Origin of the sequence: Thermalbibacter longus (assembly GCF_023806485.1) — a bacterium.
Classification (GTDB): Bacteria; Chloroflexota; Chloroflexia; order Thermomicrobiales; family Thermomicrobiaceae; genus Thermalbibacter; species Thermalbibacter longus.
Map to the genome: position 1 here is coordinate 39737 of NZ_JAMSLR010000017.1, position 15499 is coordinate 55235.

Annotated in this window: 30 protein-coding genes; all 30 read right to left on the bottom strand. The window is 64.7% G+C overall.

What is annotated here, in order from left to right; genetic code table 11:
- Position 1: 1 nt before the first annotated feature.
- The 30 genes from NET02_RS15505 to rpsJ all read right to left on the bottom strand — a co-directional run bounded on the left by NET02_RS15505 (position 2) and on the right by rpsJ (position 15452).
- Complete coding sequence (locus NET02_RS15505) at positions 2-1018, bottom strand: DNA-directed RNA polymerase subunit alpha (protein WP_284058339.1); 1017 nt, start codon at positions 1016-1018, stop codon at positions 2-4.
- A 52-nt stretch (positions 1019-1070) separates the two neighbouring features.
- Positions 1071-1718: a 30S ribosomal protein S4 gene (gene rpsD, locus NET02_RS15510; protein WP_284058340.1), complete on the bottom strand. Its 648-nt coding sequence runs from the start codon at positions 1716-1718 to the stop codon at positions 1071-1073.
- 52 nt (positions 1719-1770) lie between these two features.
- On the bottom strand, positions 1771-2181 hold the full coding sequence (rpsK, locus tag NET02_RS15515) for a 30S ribosomal protein S11 (RefSeq protein ID WP_284058341.1): 411 nt from the start codon (positions 2179-2181) through the stop codon (positions 1771-1773).
- Between the two features lie 72 nt (positions 2182-2253).
- Positions 2254-2640 carry a 30S ribosomal protein S13 gene (gene rpsM / locus NET02_RS15520; protein WP_284058342.1) on the bottom strand — a complete coding sequence of 129 codons (387 nt, stop codon included), beginning with the start codon at positions 2638-2640 and terminating at the stop codon, positions 2254-2256.
- A gap of 12 nt (positions 2641-2652) precedes the next feature.
- Entirely contained in the window at positions 2653-2766 is a 114-nt protein-coding gene (gene rpmJ / locus NET02_RS15525; protein WP_284058343.1) for a 50S ribosomal protein L36, read from the bottom strand.
- 42 nt (positions 2767-2808) lie between these two features.
- On the bottom strand, positions 2809-3030 hold the full coding sequence (gene infA / locus NET02_RS15530; RefSeq protein WP_284058344.1) for a translation initiation factor IF-1: 222 nt from the start codon (positions 3028-3030) through the stop codon (positions 2809-2811).
- A gap of 65 nt (positions 3031-3095) precedes the next feature.
- Positions 3096-3845 carry a type I methionyl aminopeptidase gene (gene map, locus NET02_RS15535; protein WP_284058345.1) on the bottom strand — a complete coding sequence of 250 codons (750 nt, stop codon included), beginning with the start codon at positions 3843-3845 and terminating at the stop codon, positions 3096-3098.
- Positions 3846-3847: 2 nt separating this feature from the next.
- Positions 3848-4531, bottom strand: coding sequence for an adenylate kinase (locus tag NET02_RS15540; RefSeq protein ID WP_284058346.1), 684 nt, complete (start codon positions 4529-4531; stop codon positions 3848-3850).
- A gap of 9 nt (positions 4532-4540) precedes the next feature.
- Complete coding sequence (gene secY / locus NET02_RS15545) at positions 4541-5839, bottom strand: preprotein translocase subunit SecY (RefSeq protein WP_284058347.1); 1299 nt, start codon at positions 5837-5839, stop codon at positions 4541-4543.
- On the bottom strand, positions 5839-6279 hold the full coding sequence (gene rplO / locus NET02_RS15550; protein WP_284058348.1) for a 50S ribosomal protein L15: 441 nt from the start codon (positions 6277-6279) through the stop codon (positions 5839-5841). Before rplO ends, secY begins: the two co-directional genes overlap by 1 nt.
- Positions 6266-6511 carry a 50S ribosomal protein L30 gene (gene rpmD / locus NET02_RS15555; protein WP_347711056.1) on the bottom strand — a complete coding sequence of 82 codons (246 nt, stop codon included), beginning with the start codon at positions 6509-6511 and terminating at the stop codon, positions 6266-6268. Before rpmD ends, rplO begins: the two co-directional genes overlap by 14 nt.
- 4 nt (positions 6512-6515) lie before the next feature.
- A complete protein-coding gene (rpsE, locus tag NET02_RS15560; RefSeq protein WP_284058368.1) occupies positions 6516-7055 on the bottom strand; it encodes a 30S ribosomal protein S5 in 540 nt (179 codons plus the stop codon).
- Positions 7056-7092: 37 nt separating this feature from the next.
- Positions 7093-7467 (bottom strand): 50S ribosomal protein L18, encoded by a 375-nt coding sequence (rplR, locus tag NET02_RS15565; protein WP_284058349.1) that lies wholly within the window; start codon positions 7465-7467, stop codon positions 7093-7095.
- Positions 7468-7560: 93 nt separating this feature from the next.
- Complete coding sequence (gene rplF, locus NET02_RS15570) at positions 7561-8106, bottom strand: 50S ribosomal protein L6 (protein ID WP_284058350.1); 546 nt, start codon at positions 8104-8106, stop codon at positions 7561-7563.
- Between the two features lie 35 nt (positions 8107-8141).
- The gene (rpsH, locus tag NET02_RS15575; protein ID WP_284058351.1) at positions 8142-8540 is read right to left on the bottom strand and encodes a 30S ribosomal protein S8; all 399 of its coding nucleotides are present in this window, start codon (positions 8538-8540) and stop codon (positions 8142-8144) included.
- A gap of 43 nt (positions 8541-8583) precedes the next feature.
- On the bottom strand, positions 8584-8769 hold the full coding sequence (locus tag NET02_RS15580) for a type Z 30S ribosomal protein S14 (RefSeq protein WP_284058352.1): 186 nt from the start codon (positions 8767-8769) through the stop codon (positions 8584-8586).
- An 18-nt stretch (positions 8770-8787) separates the two neighbouring features.
- A complete protein-coding gene (gene rplE, locus NET02_RS15585) occupies positions 8788-9354 on the bottom strand; it encodes a 50S ribosomal protein L5 (RefSeq protein ID WP_284058353.1) in 567 nt (188 codons plus the stop codon).
- Between the two features lie 16 nt (positions 9355-9370).
- A complete protein-coding gene (gene rplX, locus NET02_RS15590) occupies positions 9371-9715 on the bottom strand; it encodes a 50S ribosomal protein L24 (protein WP_284058354.1) in 345 nt (114 codons plus the stop codon).
- Positions 9716-9728: 13 nt separating this feature from the next.
- Positions 9729-10097, bottom strand: coding sequence for a 50S ribosomal protein L14 (gene rplN, locus NET02_RS15595; RefSeq protein ID WP_284058355.1), 369 nt, complete (start codon positions 10095-10097; stop codon positions 9729-9731).
- On the bottom strand, positions 10094-10435 hold the full coding sequence (gene rpsQ, locus NET02_RS15600) for a 30S ribosomal protein S17 (RefSeq protein ID WP_284058356.1): 342 nt from the start codon (positions 10433-10435) through the stop codon (positions 10094-10096). Before rpsQ ends, rplN begins: the two co-directional genes overlap by 4 nt.
- Positions 10436-10447: 12 nt before the next feature.
- The gene (gene rpmC, locus NET02_RS15605) at positions 10448-10729 is read right to left on the bottom strand and encodes a 50S ribosomal protein L29 (protein WP_284058357.1); all 282 of its coding nucleotides are present in this window, start codon (positions 10727-10729) and stop codon (positions 10448-10450) included.
- A 21-nt stretch (positions 10730-10750) separates the two neighbouring features.
- Complete coding sequence (gene rplP, locus NET02_RS15610) at positions 10751-11191, bottom strand: 50S ribosomal protein L16 (protein WP_284058358.1); 441 nt, start codon at positions 11189-11191, stop codon at positions 10751-10753.
- 17 nt (positions 11192-11208) lie between these two features.
- Positions 11209-11889, bottom strand: a complete 681-nt coding sequence (gene rpsC, locus NET02_RS15615; RefSeq protein ID WP_284058359.1) for a 30S ribosomal protein S3 — start codon at positions 11887-11889, stop codon at positions 11209-11211.
- Position 11890: 1 nt separating this feature from the next.
- On the bottom strand, positions 11891-12235 hold the full coding sequence (rplV, locus tag NET02_RS15620; RefSeq protein ID WP_284058360.1) for a 50S ribosomal protein L22: 345 nt from the start codon (positions 12233-12235) through the stop codon (positions 11891-11893).
- A 31-nt stretch (positions 12236-12266) separates the two neighbouring features.
- Positions 12267-12551: a 30S ribosomal protein S19 gene (rpsS, locus tag NET02_RS15625; RefSeq protein WP_284058361.1), complete on the bottom strand. Its 285-nt coding sequence runs from the start codon at positions 12549-12551 to the stop codon at positions 12267-12269.
- A 28-nt stretch (positions 12552-12579) separates the two neighbouring features.
- Positions 12580-13413: a 50S ribosomal protein L2 gene (gene rplB / locus NET02_RS15630; RefSeq protein ID WP_284058362.1), complete on the bottom strand. Its 834-nt coding sequence runs from the start codon at positions 13411-13413 to the stop codon at positions 12580-12582.
- Between the two features lie 27 nt (positions 13414-13440).
- Entirely contained in the window at positions 13441-13743 is a 303-nt protein-coding gene (gene rplW, locus NET02_RS15635; RefSeq protein WP_284058363.1) for a 50S ribosomal protein L23, read from the bottom strand.
- Positions 13744-13745: 2 nt separating this feature from the next.
- A complete protein-coding gene (gene rplD, locus NET02_RS15640) occupies positions 13746-14384 on the bottom strand; it encodes a 50S ribosomal protein L4 (RefSeq protein ID WP_284058364.1) in 639 nt (212 codons plus the stop codon).
- Between the two features lie 14 nt (positions 14385-14398).
- The gene (gene rplC, locus NET02_RS15645) at positions 14399-15049 is read right to left on the bottom strand and encodes a 50S ribosomal protein L3 (protein ID WP_347711057.1); all 651 of its coding nucleotides are present in this window, start codon (positions 15047-15049) and stop codon (positions 14399-14401) included.
- 85 nt (positions 15050-15134) lie between these two features.
- Positions 15135-15452 carry a 30S ribosomal protein S10 gene (gene rpsJ, locus NET02_RS15650; protein ID WP_284058365.1) on the bottom strand — a complete coding sequence of 106 codons (318 nt, stop codon included), beginning with the start codon at positions 15450-15452 and terminating at the stop codon, positions 15135-15137.
- Positions 15453-15499: the final 47 nt, after the last annotated feature.

Consider the following 15499-nt stretch of genomic DNA (forward strand, 5'->3'; position numbering starts at 1 on the left):
GTCAGGCCTCCTCGTCCTGTTCCAGCGGGCTCGCCGCCTCGGTCTCCTCCGCTTCTCCGAATTCAGCCGCTGGCGTACCGGCCGCATCGGCAAACAGCGGCCCCTCGGTGTAGCCGAACTCAGCGAGCTTATCCCGCAGCTCCTGGAGCGCTCGCGGGCCAAAATTCCGGATCCCCAGCAACTGTTCCGGTCGAAGTGCCAGTACCTGCGCGACTCGTTCGATACCCCGAGCGCGCAACGCGTTCAGGACACGCTGCGACAGACCGAGCTCCGAGAGCAAGCGATTGTCTTCGACCGGAACGGCAGCCTCGCCCTCGATCTCCTCGGCGACACCCTCGCGCTCGAACTCGGCGATGATGCTGGCATGGTCGACGAGGATACGCGCTGCCTCGCTGAGCGCATCGGCCGGGTCGATGGTGCCGTCAGTGACGACCTCGATAATCAACCGATCGTAATCGGTCATCTGGCCAACACGCGTATGCTCCACGACGTAGTTGACCTTGACGATCGGCGTGAAGAGCGCATCGATCGGGATCTCACCGAGCGAGTAGATCTCCTGAGCCTCGGCCGGCAGGTAGCCACGGCCACGGCCGATGACGAGATCCATCTCCAACCGCGCATCGGCGTGGTCGAGGGTCGCGATGACATGCTCGGGGTTCACGACTTCCACCTCGCTCGGCCAGTCGATATCCCCGGCACGAACCACGCCCTCACCTTGAGCGAACAGCGTCGCGCGCGCTTCACGGAAATCGGTAACCGCTCTAAGGCGCACTCCTTTGAGATTGAGCACGATCTCGGTCACGTCCTCGCGAACGCCCTCGATCGCCGAGAACTCGTGCCAGACGTCGGCGATCCGGACACGCGTGATCGCCGCACCCGGCAACGAGCGCAGCAGAATCCTGCGCAGGGCGTTCCCGAGCGTGGTTCCATAGCCAGGATCGAGTGGTTCGATGACGAAGCGCCCGTATGTGGGCGCGCCATGTGTCTGCTTGACGCGAGGTCGGGCAAAGTCCAGCACGCTTCACAGCCTCCCGAGCTCGTTCGATCGCCGCACGTCAGTCGCCATCGGACTAGCGGCGGCTGTAGTACTCGACGACGAGCTGCGTATTGATCGCCGGAATGTCGATCTGGTCGGCCGCCGGCAAGCTGACGACCCGGCCGCTCATCGTCTCCAGGTCGCGCGTGAGCCAGGCCGGCACCGGCTTCGACTGGGCAGTCTCCTGCACCACCTTGAAGTACTCACGCTCACGGCTCTGCGGCCGCACGGCGATGATGTCGCCCGGGCGTACCAGGTAGGACGGAATATCGGTCTTGCGGCCATTGACCAGGAAGTGTCCATGCGTGACGAGCTGGCGGGCCTGCCGGCGGGAGTCGGCAAAGCCGAGCCGGTAGACCACGTTGTCCAGTCGCCGCTCCAGGATCTGGAGCAGGTTCTCGCCGGTCAGGCCCGGTCGACGCTCCGCCTCCTCGAAATGCCGGCGGAACTGCCGCTCCAGGATGCCGTAGAGCCGCTTCAGGCGCTGCTTCTCACGGAGCTGCAGCGCGTATTCCGACGGGCGTCGAGTCCGCTTCTGGCCGTGCTGGCCCGGCGGGTAGTTCCTGTTGGGCTGTCGCTTCACGATCGGGCACTTCGGGCCGAGACAGCGCTCGCCCTTGAGGTAGAGCTTCATGCCCTCTCGTCGGCACAGCCGGCACACTGGTCCGGTATAGCGTCCCATTCAACCTCCCTCGCCACGCTGGGCGATGTGTATGCGCTCCTGAATCGATGGGCTACGTGCGACGCCGCTTCGGTGGCCGGCACCCGTTATGCGGTACCGGGGTCACGTCGGTGATCGAGAGGACTTGCAGCCCGGCAGCCTGGAGCGAGCGGATGGCCATCTCACGCCCCGCCCCTGGCCCCTTCACGTAGACGTCCACCTGGCGCAGGCCGTGCTCCATCCCCTTACGGGCTGCGCTCTCCGCAGCTACTTGAGCCGCGTACGGCGTGCTCTTGCGAGAGCCCTTGAAGCCAGAAGAACCCGCGCTCGCCCAGGCGATCACGTTGCCGTTCGGATCGGTCAGGGTCACGATCGTATTGTTGAACGTCGCCTGGACGTACGCTCGCCCACGCGGGATGTTCTTTCGCTCTCGCCTGCGCAGTCGCCCTCTCGTGCGTCCAGCGCCGCGCCGTCGCTCTGCCATCTGCTCAGGTCCTCCCCGTCTTCACCCCGAATTACACGACGACATTCGATACGAGTCACCGAGGAGAGCGCGTCACGAAGCCCCCTGCCGGGCCCGCTTGGTACCACCGATCCGCGGGCGCGGCCCCTTGCGTGTGCGGGCATTGGTGCGCGTCCGCTGGCCGCGTACCGGCAGGCCACGACGGTGCCGTAGCCCCCGGTAGCAACCGATGTCGATCAGCCGCTTGATGTTCATGCTGACCTCGCGGCGCAGATCGCCTTCGACCACCATCTCCTTCTCGATGACGTCACGAAGGCGCTGCACCTCATCGTCGGTAAGATCCTTGACCCGCGTGTCCGGGCTAATTCCGGTGCGAGCCAGGATCTTCTTCGAGGTCGGCAATCCGATACCGTAGATGTAGGTCAGCGCGACCTCGACGCGCTTGTCCCTGGGCAGATCAACTCCTGCGATCCGCGCCATGCCCGCCAGCTCCTAACCTTGCCGCTGCTTATGCTTCGGGTTCGAGCAGATGACCCGCACGACCCCACGGCGACGGATGATCCGGCACTTGTCGCAACGCCGCTTAACCGATGCCGCTACCTTCACGACGTCTCACCCTCCCCGTGCTTCGCTCTCGTCTCATCCGGATCAGCCACGCAGGCGGTAGGTGATCCGCCCACGGGTGAGGTCGTACGGTGACAGCTCGATCCTGACCCGATCCCCAGGAAGGATCCGGATGAAATTCATCCTGAGGCGCCCGGAGACATGAGCCAGGACCTCGTGACCGTTGTCCAGCTCCACCCGAAACATCGCGTTCGGCAGCGCCTCGGTCACCGTTCCCTCGACCTCGATGACATCCTTCTTCGGCACACGACACCTCGATCACGCGCGATCGCTCGCACGCATCACAAAGATACAGTATACCATAGGGCCGATCAGCGTGCCGTCAAGATCACCGGCCCTTCCGAGCCGATCCAGATAGTGTGCTCGTAGTGCGCGGTCAGACTCCCGTCCCGCGTCGACACCGTCCAGCCATCGTCCGCCACGACGGTCTCGGGGCCACCGGCACTCAACATCGGCTCCACCGCCAGCGTCATGCCAGGCCGCAGGCGTATCCCGCGCCCAGCCGGGCCCGTGTTTGGAACCGACGGCTCCTCATGGAGATCCAGACCGACACCATGACCCGAGTAGCCGGTGATCACGCTAAATCCCTGCGCCCTAACGTAGGCCTCGATGGCTGCGCCGAGATCACTTAGTCGTCGGCCCGGGTAGGCCACCGCCAACGCGGCGCGAAATGCGCCCTCCGCCGCGGCCACCAGTCGTTGAGCTAGCGAATTAGGGGAGCCGACGACGAACGAGACCGCCGCATCGACGTAGAGCCCTCGGTACTCCACGCCGACATCGAGCGAGAGCAGGTCGCCGTCGCGCAGTACACGCTTCCCCGGGATGCCGTGCAGCACCTGCTCGTTCACCGAGGTGCAGATGCACGCAGGATAGCCCCGATAGCCCAGAAATGCCGGCCGGCCACCCAGCTCGCGGATTCGCTCGCATGCCAGCGCGTCCAGCTCTCCTGTCGTGACACCCGGCCGAGCCACCGCCCTGAGCTCGTCGAGCACGGTCGCGGCGATCCGGCCCGCAGCGCGCATCAGCTCGATCTCGCGCGCCGACTTGAGCGTGACGGGCATCGTCACGCTCCCAGTCGGGAGACCAGGGCAGCGAGAATCGACTGGCTGACCTCCTCGATCGGCCTGTCGCCGTCGATGTCGACCAGAAGCCCTCGCTGGCGGTAGTACTCGAGCAACGGCGCGGTCTGTTCCTCATAGATATCGAGCCGGCGGGCGATCGCCTCCGGCGTGTCATCGCTACGCTGGATGAGCGGCCCGCCGCAGCGGTCGCAGATTCCCTCCTGGCGCGGGGGATTGAAAACGCGGTGATAGGTCGCGCCACACTGCTGGCACACCAGCCGGCCGCTCAACCGCTCGATGAGCGCCTCGCGCGGCACCACCAAATGGATCACCGCGACGAGATTATCGCCTCGCTCGCGCAGTACGCGATCGAGCGCCTCCGCTTGGGCCCTGTTGCGCGGAAAGCCGTCCAGAAGAACACCTCGATAGTCTGGCTGCTGGCGATCGAGCTCATCCAGCCTCGCTACGAGGACGCGTACCGTTAGGTCGTCCGGCACCAGCGCCCCTCGGTCGTAATACGACCGCACCTCACGGGCGAGCTCATTGTCGCTCGCCATCAGCGCGCGGAAGAGATCGCCGGTCGCGACATGCACGAGCCCGAGTTGCGGGGCAACCACGGCCGCTTGTGTTCCCTTGCCCGATCCCTGGGGCCCGATGATGAGAACGTGCGTCCGGTTACTCCCCATGCGTGCCTCTTAGCGGATGAACCCCTCGTAGTTCCGCATCATCAACTGGGCCTCGAGCTGCCGCATGGTATCGATAGCGACACCGACTACGATCAGGAGCGATGTAGAGCTCAGGAAGAGCACCGTCACGCCGGTTATCTTGGCGGCAATGTACGGCAAGACTGCCACGAGGCCCAGGAAGAGAGCGCCGACTAGCGTAATGCGCATCAGCACGTGAGTCAGGTACTGATCGGTATTGCGACCCGGGCGGATACCGGGGATGAAGGCTCCCTGACGCTGGAGCGTCTCAGCGATGTTCTGCTGCTGGAACAGGATCATGGTGTAAAAGTAGGTGAAGGCGACGACGAGCACGAAGTATGCGATCTGATATGGTGCGCTGTTGGGGTTGAAGACCGCGGCGATGCCGCCGGCCAGATCGCGCAGCCAGGGGCGCTCCGAAGTGGTGAGGAAGTTCGCGATCATACCTGGCAGCACCAGAATACTGATGGCGAAGATCAAGGGGATCATCCCTGCGGAGTTCACCTTGAGCGGGATGAACGTCGTGCCACCGCCGTACACCCGGCCTCGGCGCACGCGCCGCGCGTGCTGTACCGGGATGCGCCGCTGCCCCTCGTTGATCAGCACGATGCCGACGATCGTGAGCAGGCCGATCGCGAGGAAGGTCACTGTCCCGATCAGGTTCTGCGTGAGCGTTCCGCCGGTCAAGAGGTTGCCCACCGAACTGGGCAAGCTGGCGACGATTCCACCGAAGATGATGATCGATACGCCGTTCCCGATCCCGTTTTCAGTGATCAGCTCGCCGAGCCAGACGAGGAAGACGGTGCCGGCCGTCATAGTGAGCAACAGCGCCACGCTGCGGAGCGCGGTCACTGAATCGAACAGGCCGAAGTCGCGCAGGACACCGGCCTGGGCCATCAGCGCAGCCTGCCCGTACCCCTGGAGCAACGCGATAGGGACAGTCAGCCAGTGGGTGTACTGGTTGATCTTGGCCCGGCCGATGTTCCCCTCCTTGGAGAGCTCGGTGAGCCGGGGGATCACCGGAGTCAAGAGCTGCATGATGATCGACGCAGTGATGTAGGGGTAGACGCCCATCGCGACGATCGAGAAGTTCGTCAAGGTGCTACCCGAAAAGAGGTTGAGGATGCCGAGGAGCTGGTTCGACTCGAGAAGTTGCCGCAGCGCCTCCTGATCCACGCCGGGAACCGGGATCGTCGCCACGAAGCGGAAGATCGCCAGTATCCCGAGGGTGAACAGCATCTTCTGCCGAAGATCGGGGATCTTGAAGGCGTTGATGACGGCCTGCAGCATTACTCGATGACCTCCACCGTTCCGCCGGCCGCCTCGATCTTCTCGCGGGCGGTGACGGAGAACTTGTGGGCGCGCACGTGAAGCGGCCGGGTCACGTCTCCGTCACCCAGGATCTTCACCGGCAGCTTCTCGTCGCGCACGATGCGCAACTCGTAGAGCAGCTCGGGCGTGATCGGCCCATCGACCTCCAGCTCGTTGAGCCGGCCGACGTTGACCACCTCGAAGACGGTCTTGAAGATGTTCGTGAACCCGCGCCGGTAGCCGAGCCGGAGGTACAGCGGGTTCTGTCCGCCCTCGAAGCCCGGGCGCACCTTCCCCCGCGCCTTCTGGCCTTTGGTGCCGCGCCCAGCAGTCTTGCCCTTGCCGGCCGCGATCCCCCGCCCGACGCGGGTCTTGGGCTTGCGCGAGCCCGGAGCGGGTTTCAGGTCATGCAGCTTCATGCTCCGCACCCTTCTGCGAAGTCCTCGTCCGACCCCGACGCGCCGGGGTCTCCTCAGGCACGATCTCCTCGACGCGCACGAGATGTCGCACCTTGTTCACCATGCCACGAATCGAGGGCGTGTCCGGTTTCTCGACGGTCTGGTGCAGGCGACGCAGGCCGAGCGAACGGAGAGTATCCCGCTGCTCCTGCCGATAACCGATCGCGCTCTTGACGTACGTGATTCTCAGCATCTTGCTACTGCTCATCGCTCTTCGCCCGCCTCCTCGCCCGCATGCGCTCGACCGGGATCGACCGGCGCCGCGCGACGTCCTCAGCTGATTCTAGCTGGCTCAGAGCCAGCAGTGCCGCCTGCGTCACGTTGACCGGATTGTTGCTCCCGTGAGTCTTGGCGATGAGATCGCGAATACCGGCTGCTTCGGCAACGGCGCGCACACCGGCGCCGGCGATCACGCCCGTGCCCGGCGCGGCCGGCTTCATGATCACCCGGGTCGCCTTGAACTTCACCTCGACCTCGTGCGGAATCGTCCGCTGGTCGAGCGGCACCCGGATCAGTCGCTTCTTCGCATTCTCGACCGCCTTGCGGATCGAGTCCGGCACCTCACCGGCCTTGCCGATCCCCACCCCGACATGGCCCTCGCCATCGCCGATGACGACGACGCTGCTGAAGTGGAAGCGGCGTCCGCCCTGCACGACCTTGGCGACACGGTTGATCTGTACGACGCGCTCGCGCAGCTCTCCCACCTGGTCAGGGGAGACAAGACGCGATCGCCTCAAAATGGCTTGCGCACTCACCTGCGATCACCTCGCTCCGCTAGAATTCGAGGCCCGCCTCCCGGGCCCCGTCGGCCAGTGCCTTGACTCGTCCATGGTACTTATAGCCGCCGCGATCGAAGACGATCCGGGTGATTCCCTTGGCCCTGGCTCGCTCACCGATAACCTGACCCACCACGCGCGCCTCCGCCACCTTCGGGTGCTCTTCCGGGAAACGCTCGCGCACTTCCTGCTCCAGGGTAGAGGCGGCCACCAGGGTGCGCCCGCTGGTGTCGTCGATAATCTGGGCATAGATGTGCTCGTTACTGCGAAACACGTTCAGTCGCGGTCGCTCGGGCGTCCCTGACACCTTGGCGCGCACCCGCAAGTGGCGCCGCTCGCGTGGCGAGAGCTGTCGCTTGTACTGAAACCGCATAGCCGATCGAACCTCCTGAGAAGCTACTGGTCACTCGATCCCGGCACTGCCGATCCCTTCGAATCGGCAGGGCCCTTTCGAGCTCCCACTTCTCTACTTCCTGGCCTTCCCGGCCTTCCCGGCCTTGCGCCGGATCTGCTCACCCAGGTATCGAATGCCCTTGCCCTTGTACGGCTCAGGCGGACGCACGCGGCGGATCTGCGCCGCAATCTCGCCGACGAGCTGCTTGTCGATCCCCACCACACCGATCCGAGTAGGAGAATCGAGAACGAAGCTAATCCCGGCTGGTGGGTCAATGCGCACTGGATGAGAGAACCCGACGTTCAACACCAGGGTCTTCCCCTCCAGCGCGGCACGGTACCCGACCCCCTGGATCTCGAGATCCTTGCGGTAGCCTTCGGTGACGCCCTGCACCATGTTCGCGATCAGCGTCCGGTAGAGGCCATGCAACTGCTTGTGGCGTCGTTCCTCGGACGGCCGCTGGACGTGCAGCGTGCCGTTCTCCCGCGTGACGATCATCTCCGGATCGATCCGGAGCTCGAGCTCGCCCTTCGGCCCCTTCACCCGGACCAGCCCGGACTCCACGCTTACCTCGACCCCAGAGGGGATCGGAATTGGTCGCTTCCCGATACGTGACATGCCAGCAACCTCCCGTCCCGGCGTTGGTCGGACCGTCAGAAGACGGTGCAGAGCACCTCGCCGCCAATGCCACGGCGCCGGGCCTCGACGTCACTCATTACCCCTTGTGAGGTCGAGACGATCGCGATGCCGAGCCCATTCTTCACTCGCGGTAGCCGGTCCTTACCGGCATAGATGCGCAGACCCGGCTTGGAAACCCGCTTGATCTCTCGGATCGCATGGCGGCGATCCGGCGTGTACTTCAGCCGAATCTTCAAAATTGGCCGTGGCTCGGCAGGCTCGACGGAATAGTCCTCGATATAGCCTTCTTCCTTGAGGATCCGGGCAATCTCGATCAGGATGCGCGAGGCGCGCATGCTCGTCTCTTGCTTGCGCCCCATCCCGGCGTTCCGGATCCTCGTGACCATGTCCCCGATCGGATCTGTAATCGTCATCGCCCAGTCTGCCTCGCTCCGCTCAACCGCTTGCCGACCACGCTTACCAGCTCGCCTTCTTGACCCCGGGCAACAGTCCCTGGAGGGCCAGTTGCCGGAAGCAGATCCGGCAGACGCCGAACTTGCGGATGTACGCCCGCGGCCGGCCACAGAGCTTGCAGCGGTTATGTTGCCGCACTGCGTACTTCTGTGGCTTCATCGCCTTGACGATCTTCGACTTCTTCGCCATCGCTCCTCCAGGTCGAGTCTAGCTGCGGAAGGGCATCCCCAGCAGTTCCAGCAGGCGTCGCCCTTCCTCATCCGTACGGGCTGTGGTCACGATGCTTACCTCCAGCCCGCGCACGCGGTCGATCTTGTCGTAGTCGACTTCTGGGAAAGCCAGTTGCTCGCGCAGTCCAAGCGTATAGTTCCCGCGTCCATCGAAGGAGCGCGGCGAGAGCCCGCGGAAATCCCGGATGCGCGGTAGCGCGATCGAGATCAGCCGATCCAGGAAATCGTACATGCGATTGCCACGCAGCGTCACCATCACCCCGATCGGCATGCCCTTGCGCAACCGGAACGCCGCGATCGATTTTCGTGCCTTCGTCACGACCGGCCGCTGACCGCTGATCGCTGCCAGATCGTTCATTGCGGCATCGATCGCCCGCGGGTTGCTGACCGCCTCACCCAGGCCGATGTTGAGGACAATCTTCTCCAGCTTCGGCACTTCGAAGATGTGCCGGTAGCCGAACTCCTCCATCAGCTTGGGCACCACCTCTTCGCGGTAGAGCTTCTTCAACCTGGGCTCGACTCGCTCCTTGACCTCTGCTCCCATACCTGCCCCAGCCCTGTCACGAGCGTGCCTTGGTGGGCACTGGCTTCTCGATCACCGCATCGCACTTCTTGCAATAACGAACCTTCTGGCCACCCTCGGTGATGCGGAAGCCGACCCGCGTCGGCTTGCCACAGTGCGGGCAGAGCAGCATCACCTTGGAGACATGGATCGGTGCCTCCATCTCGATGATCCCGGCTTGCCGCACACCGGGGATGGCCCGCTGGTGCTTCTTGACGATGTTGACCCCCTCGACGATGACCCGGTCCTCGCGGGGCAGATTCCGTCGCACGCGCCCGCGCGCGCCCCGATCCTTGCCCCGGAGGACGATGACCTCGTCTCCGGTCACGATCTTCTCCGCCATCGGCACCGCCCCCTTACAGCACTTCCGGCGCCAACGAGATGATGCGCATGAACTGGCGCTCGCGCAGTTCCCGGGCAACCGGGCCGAAGATGCGCGTCCCCCGCGGGGTACCCTGCGGCGTGATCAGGACGGCCGCGTTGTCGTCGAACTTGATGTGCGAGCCGTCCGCTCGCCGGTAGCCCTGCGCGGTACGCACCACGACCGCTCGGACCACATCGCCCTTCTTCACGCTGGCGTGCGGCTGGGCTGACTTGACCGAGGCGACGATGATGTCGCCTACTGTCGCATACTTCTTCGCCGAGCCACCCAGCACGCGGATGCACATGATCTCCTTGGCGCCGGTGTTGTCGGCGACGACGAGACGAGTGTGCGGCTGGATCATGACGTCGCCTCCTCCTCTCCCTGTTCCTCTTCAGCGATCTCGGCAGCGACCTCGGGCGTCGCTCGCTCGAGGATCTGGCGCACGATCCAGCGCTTGGTCTTGCTGAGCGGCCGGGTCTCCTCGATCAACACGAGGTCTCCGATCCGGCACAGGTTGTGCTCATCGTGCGCCTTGAACTTGCTCGTGCGCCGCACCGTCTTCTTGTAGATCGGGTGACGGCGGAAATAGTCGACGGCCACCACGACCGTCTTGTCCATCTTGTCCGACACCACCCGACCGACCTTGGTCAGCCGGCGCTTGGGTCGCCCCTGGGTCGAAGTCTCAACACGTGCTTCCATGCGTCTCACCACCTACGACTGCTGCCGCATCTGGCGGGCCTTGCGCTTCTTCCGCTCGCGGCGCGTGAGCTTGGGTGGCGGCAGCAGGCCCTGCTCCGCCAGTGCCTGCCGCTCACGCTCCGTGAGGATCGTGTAGATTCGGGCAATATCCTTGCGAATCTGCCGGATCCGCATCGGGTTCGCCAGCCGGCCTAGGGCGGCATCGAAGCGCAGGTCACGCCACTCCGAGCGCAGCTCGTCGAGCCTGCGCTGGAGCTCCTCATTCGAGAGCGCACGGATTTCAGCCGGCTTCACGGCAACTCCTCCCACTTCCGGCTAGGCTTCTGGCGCGGTCGCGGCTTCCACGGCCGTTTCGCGCTTCACGATGCGGCACTTGCACGGCAGTTTGAAGATCGCTCTGGTCAGCGCCTCTACGGCGAGATCCTCGCGAACCCCCGCCAGCTCGAACAGGATGCGGCCAGGCTTCACCACTTCCATCCAGTACTCAGGGTTGCCCTTGCCGCTCCCCATCCGCGTCTCCGCCGGCTTCTTGGTTACCGGCTTGTCCGGGAAGATGCGAATCCAGACCTTTCCACCACGCCGGACCGCGTTCGTAATCGCGCGGCGGGCCGCCTCGATCTGGCGCGCCGTGACGTAGGCCGGCTCCAGGGCCTGGATTCCATACTCCCCGAACACGACCGTGTTGCCGCGAGTGGCAATTCCTCGTGTTCGGTAGCGATGGTGCTTGCGGTGCTTTACCCGCCTCGGCATCAACATCGTCGCACCCGTCCATCCTAATCAGCCACAGCGACGGCCTCGACAGCCTCCGGAACGCCACGCTTCTCCGGCAGCACGTCGCCGTGGTAGATCCACACCTTGACGCCGATCTGGCCGTAGGTCGTCGGCGCGTGCACCTGCGCGTAGTCGATGTTCGCTCGTAGGGTCTGCAAGGGCACACGCCCGACCATCTCGGTGACCGCGCGCTTCATTTCGGCACCGCCCAGGCGCCCCTTAACCTTGATCTTGACGCCCTTCGCCCCCGCGCGCATCGCCTGCGCCGCGGCATGCTTCATCGCGCGCCGGTAGGAGACGCGGCGGGTGATTTGCTCGGCGATGCTCTCGGCGACGAGCTGGGCATCCAGCTCTGGCTTGCGCACTTCCTGGATATTCAGGTGGACCTTCTTGCCCACCTTCGCCTCGAGGAGCTGGCGCAGCCGCTCCACGTTCGCACCCTGCTTGCCGATGACGACGCCCGGCTTCGACGTATGGATCGTGACGTCTACCCGGTTCACCGCACGCTGGATCTCGATGCGCGAGATGCCGCCACGCGCCAGCTCCTGATTGATCAGGTTCCGGATCTCCAGATCCTCATGGAGCTGATCGCGATAATGCCGGTCCTTTTCGGCGAACCACTTCGACTTCCAATCATGGACGATGCCGAGCCGGAAGCCGATGGGATGAACTTTCCTGCCCAAGCTAGGCCCCCTTCTGCATCTCGTCGAGGACGACGGTGATGTGAGTGGTTCGGTGCCACTTCCGCCCCACGCGGCCGCGGGCCCGTGGTTGCCAGCGCTTGTAGCGCGGCCCGTCATCGGCGTAGATGCGCTTGATGTACATCTGCGACGGATCCAGATCATAGTTGTGCTCCGCGTTGGCCGCCGCAGACTTGAGCAGCTTGAGCACGACCGGGGCCGACTTCTGGGGCAGGAAGCGCAAGATCGCCATCGCTTCGGTCAGCGGCTTCCCGCGCACCGCGTCGATCACCAGACGGGCCTTCCGCGGTGAGACCCGGATTTCGCGGACCTTAGCCGTCACTTCCATCGCTCGTCACCGTCTCCCTCAGGCTGCATCGCTACCGGCGCCGCGTCGTCCGCTCGGCATCCTTGCCATGACCACGGAACGTCCGCGTCGGCGCGAACTCTCCGAGCTTGTGGCCGACCATCTGCTCGGTGATGAAGATCGGCACATGTCGCCGGCCGTCATGGACCGCGACGGTGTGCCCGACCATCTCCGGGAAGATGGTCGAATCGCGCGCCCACGTGCGGATCACCCGTCGTTCGCCGGTGCGGTTCAGTTCATCGATCTTCTTCTTCAGTTTCTGATCGATGTACGGTCCCTTCTTCGACGACCGTCCCACGTTCGCCTGCCTCCCGTCTCAGCACCGGCTACGAGCGACCTTCATAGCGGCGTCGCACGATGAACTTATCCGTCTTCTTGTTGCGCCGTGTCCGATACCCGAGGGCGGGCTTGCCCCACGGCGTCTTCGGCGGCATTCCGGCCGGCGCCTTGCCTTCGCCACCACCGTGCGGGTGATCGCGCGGCGTCATCGCCGAGCCGCGCACCACCGGACGCCAGCCCATGTGCCGCTTCCGGCCCGCCTTCCCGATTCGCACGTTGGCGTGGTCCACGTTGCCGACCTGGCCGATCGTCGCCATGCACTCGAGCCGCACCATCCGCACTTCGCCTGATGGCATGCGGATCTGGGCGTACTCGTCCTGCTTGGCCAGGAGCTGTGCCGCCGCTCCGGCCGCCCGGACGAGTTGCCCGCCGCGGCCTGGATAAAGCTCGATATTGTGGATCTGTGTACCGAGCGGTATGTTCGCCAGCGGCAACGCGTTACCGACGCGCACCGGCGCATTCGGCCCTGATTCTACTACATCACCCACCTTGAGCCCAAGCGGCGCAAGGATGTACCGCTTCTCGCCGTCACGGTAGTGCAGCAGCGCGATGAATGCGCTCCGGTTGGGATCGTACTCGATCGCAGCGACTTTGGCCTGGATGCCGTGCTTGTTCCGCTTGAAGTCGATACGCCGGTAGAAGCGCTTGTTCCCGCCCCCCCGGTGACGCACGGTGATCCGACCCTGATTGTTGCGGCCCGCGTTCTTCTTGAGCGGTTCGAGCAGGCTCTTCTCGGGCTCCTTCTTCGTAATCTCCTCGAACGTGAGCACCGACATATTGCGGCGCCCCGGCGAGGTTGGCTTGTACTTCTTAACCGGCATCGTCTCGCTCTCTCTCCAGACCCGGCCTCAGAGCTGGCTGAACAGGTCGATCGTATAGCCGGGTTCCAGGGTCACGATCGCCTTCTTCCACGATGCCTCGCGGCCCATGACGGGCAAGCGCCCACGCCGGCGGATCCGGCGTCGAGGCTTGCCCCGGACGTTCATCGTGTTGACCTTCTTGACCTTGACGTTGAACGTCCGCTCGACCGCCTCTTTGATCTGGATCTTGTTGGCGTCCGGCGCCACCTCGAAGGTGTACTGGTTCATCTCCATGATGCGCGTATTCTTCTCGGTGATGAGGGGGCGCCGGAGAATGTCCTGGTAGTCCATGGCTACTGTCCCTCCTGTGCCCAGAGCCGATGGATCTCATCTACCGCTTCGCGCATCAGGATCATCCGCTCGTACTTCAGCCCATCGCGGACGTTCATGTACTGCGCCATGAGCACCTTGACGTTCTCGAGGTTGCCGGCACTCCGGTAGACATTGTCGCGCGGCCGATCCACCACGACGATCGTCGAACGCGCGTCGCTGAGCGGCAGCCTGCTCAGCACCGCTTTCATCGCCTTCGTGCGCGGTTCGATCTCGCTCAGCCCCTCGACCACCACGATCTGGTTCTCGCGCTGCTTCGCGGAGAGGACGGAGCGAATCGCCAGGCGCCGCATCTTCTTCGGCATGTCCTTCGTGTACTTGCGCGGGTGCGGCCCCCAGACCACCCCACCGCCCTTCCAGTGGGGAGCCCGGATACTTCCCTGCCGGGCACGGCCGGTGCCTTTCTGACGCCACGGCTTCCGACCGCCGCCCCGGACCTCGCCCCGCGTCTTCGTATCGTGCGTTCCGGCTCGGGCATTGGCAAGCTGCCGCACCAACGCCTGGTGCATCACCGGCACGTGCGGCTGGATCCCGAAGACGGAGTCCGCGAGCTCGATCTGCCCGACCTGCTGGCCCTGAAGATCAAACACCGCAACCTGCACCGCTCGCCTCCCTCTCACGCCGTGGTCGCCGCGGCGCGCTTGCGCTGCTTGACCGCATGACGCACGATCACCAAGCCGCCGTTAGCGCCCGGGACCGCGCCCCTGACCAGCACCACATTCCGGCTGGGATCGACTCGCATCACGTGCAGATTCTGGACGGTCACCCGCTGCACGCCCATCCGGCCAGCCATGCGCTTGCCCTTGTGGACGCGTCCAGGGGTCGTCGTCGGGCCGATCGAGCCTGGAGCACGCAGCCGGTCGGACTGGCCGTGCGTCTTCGGCCCACCGCGGAACCCGTGCCGCTTGACGACGCCCTGGAAACCGCGTCCCTTGCGCCAGCCGGTCACGTCCACGAGCTGGCCGGGCTCGAACAGGGTACAGTCGAGAACCTGGCCAACGGAGAAGGACGCCGAATCGTCGACCTTGACCTCGCGCAGGTAGCGCGGCTGTGCCCCCGAAGCCCGGAGATGTCCCTGCATCGGCTTGTTGAGGCGCTTCTTGTGCCCGAAGCCGAGCTGGACCGCCTCGTAGCCGTCCTTGTCTTTCGTCTTCACCTGGGTCACGACGCACGGGCCCACCTCGAGCACCGTGACTGGCACGGCACGGCCCGCATCGTCGAAGATTTGGGTCATACCCAGCTTGCGGCCGAGTAGTCCTTCGATCATCAGCTCTCCCCAGTCTAGGTGGCAGCTCCAGACACAGGTGCCCTCGCTGCCCTCAAGAGCATGATCCGGCGCGTCAAGCGCACCGCTACAGCTTGATCTCGATGTCAACCCCAGCCGGCAGCGTGAGGCGCATCAGCGCCCGGATCGTGGCGTGGCTGGGCTCGAGCACATCGATGAGCCGCTTGTGCGTGCGGATCTCGAAATGCTCCTGCGAGTCCTTGTCGATGAACGGCGAGCGGATCACCGTGAACCGCTCGATCTTGGTCGGCAACGGGACCGGGCCCGCCACCTTTGCGCCGGTGCTCTCGGCCGTCTCCACGATCTGGCGTGCCGACTGGTCGAGAATACGGTGGTCGTGCGACTTCAGCCGTATTCGGATCTTCTGCGCAGGGCGCCGGGACATACTCGTCTACCTCCTGGACGCTACTTCAGGATCTTGGTGACGACGCC

Excerpts from the sequence above, each read along its gene's own strand:
- rplV (WP_284058360.1), bottom strand. The coding sequence starts at position 12,235 with ATGGAAGTGACGGCTAAGGTCCGCGAAATCCGGGTCTCACCGCGGAAG.
- rpsM (WP_284058342.1), bottom strand. The coding sequence starts at position 2,640 with ATGGCGCGGATCGCAGGAGTTGATCTGCCCAGGGACAAGCGCGTCGAG.
- secY (WP_284058347.1), bottom strand. The coding sequence starts at position 5,839 with ATGCTGCAGGCCGTCATCAACGCCTTCAAGATCCCCGATCTTCGGCAG.
- rplX (WP_284058354.1), bottom strand. The coding sequence starts at position 9,715 with ATGGCGGAGAAGATCGTGACCGGAGACGAGGTCATCGTCCTCCGGGGC.
- rplW (WP_284058363.1), bottom strand. The coding sequence starts at position 13,743 with ATGGACTACCAGGACATTCTCCGGCGCCCCCTCATCACCGAGAAGAAT.
- rpsK (WP_284058341.1), bottom strand. The coding sequence starts at position 2,181 with ATGGCAGAGCGACGGCGCGGCGCTGGACGCACGAGAGGGCGACTGCGC.
- rplO (WP_284058348.1), bottom strand. The coding sequence starts at position 6,279 with ATGAAGCTGCATGACCTGAAACCCGCTCCGGGCTCGCGCAAGCCCAAG.
- map (WP_284058345.1), bottom strand. The coding sequence starts at position 3,845 with ATGCCCGTCACGCTCAAGTCGGCGCGCGAGATCGAGCTGATGCGCGCT.
- NET02_RS15540 (WP_284058346.1), bottom strand. The coding sequence starts at position 4,531 with ATGGGGAGTAACCGGACGCACGTTCTCATCATCGGGCCCCAGGGATCG.
- rplR (WP_284058349.1), bottom strand. The coding sequence starts at position 7,467 with ATGCGGTTTCAGTACAAGCGACAGCTCTCGCCACGCGAGCGGCGCCAC.
- rpsD (WP_284058340.1), bottom strand. The coding sequence starts at position 1,718 with ATGGGACGCTATACCGGACCAGTGTGCCGGCTGTGCCGACGAGAGGGC.
- rplB (WP_284058362.1), bottom strand. The coding sequence starts at position 13,413 with ATGCCGGTTAAGAAGTACAAGCCAACCTCGCCGGGGCGCCGCAATATG.
- NET02_RS15580 (WP_284058352.1), bottom strand. The coding sequence starts at position 8,769 with ATGGCGAAGAAGTCGAAGATCGTCAAGGCGATGAAGCCACAGAAGTAC.
- rplF (WP_284058350.1), bottom strand. The coding sequence starts at position 8,106 with ATGTCACGTATCGGGAAGCGACCAATTCCGATCCCCTCTGGGGTCGAG.
- rpsH (WP_284058351.1), bottom strand. The coding sequence starts at position 8,540 with ATGACGATTACAGATCCGATCGGGGACATGGTCACGAGGATCCGGAAC.
- rplN (WP_284058355.1), bottom strand. The coding sequence starts at position 10,097 with ATGATCCAGCCGCACACTCGTCTCGTCGTCGCCGACAACACCGGCGCC.
- rpsJ (WP_284058365.1), bottom strand. The coding sequence starts at position 15,452 with ATGTCCCGGCGCCCTGCGCAGAAGATCCGAATACGGCTGAAGTCGCAC.
- rplP (WP_284058358.1), bottom strand. The coding sequence starts at position 11,191 with ATGTTGATGCCGAGGCGGGTAAAGCACCGCAAGCACCATCGCTACCGA.
- rpsQ (WP_284058356.1), bottom strand. The coding sequence starts at position 10,435 with ATGGAAGCACGTGTTGAGACTTCGACCCAGGGGCGACCCAAGCGCCGG.
- rpmD (WP_347711056.1), bottom strand. The coding sequence starts at position 6,511 with ATGCTGAGAATCACGTACGTCAAGAGCGCGATCGGTTATCGGCAGGAG.
- rplE (WP_284058353.1), bottom strand. The coding sequence starts at position 9,354 with ATGGGAGCAGAGGTCAAGGAGCGAGTCGAGCCCAGGTTGAAGAAGCTC.
- rplC (WP_347711057.1), bottom strand. The coding sequence starts at position 15,049 with ATGATCGAAGGACTACTCGGCCGCAAGCTGGGTATGACCCAAATCTTC.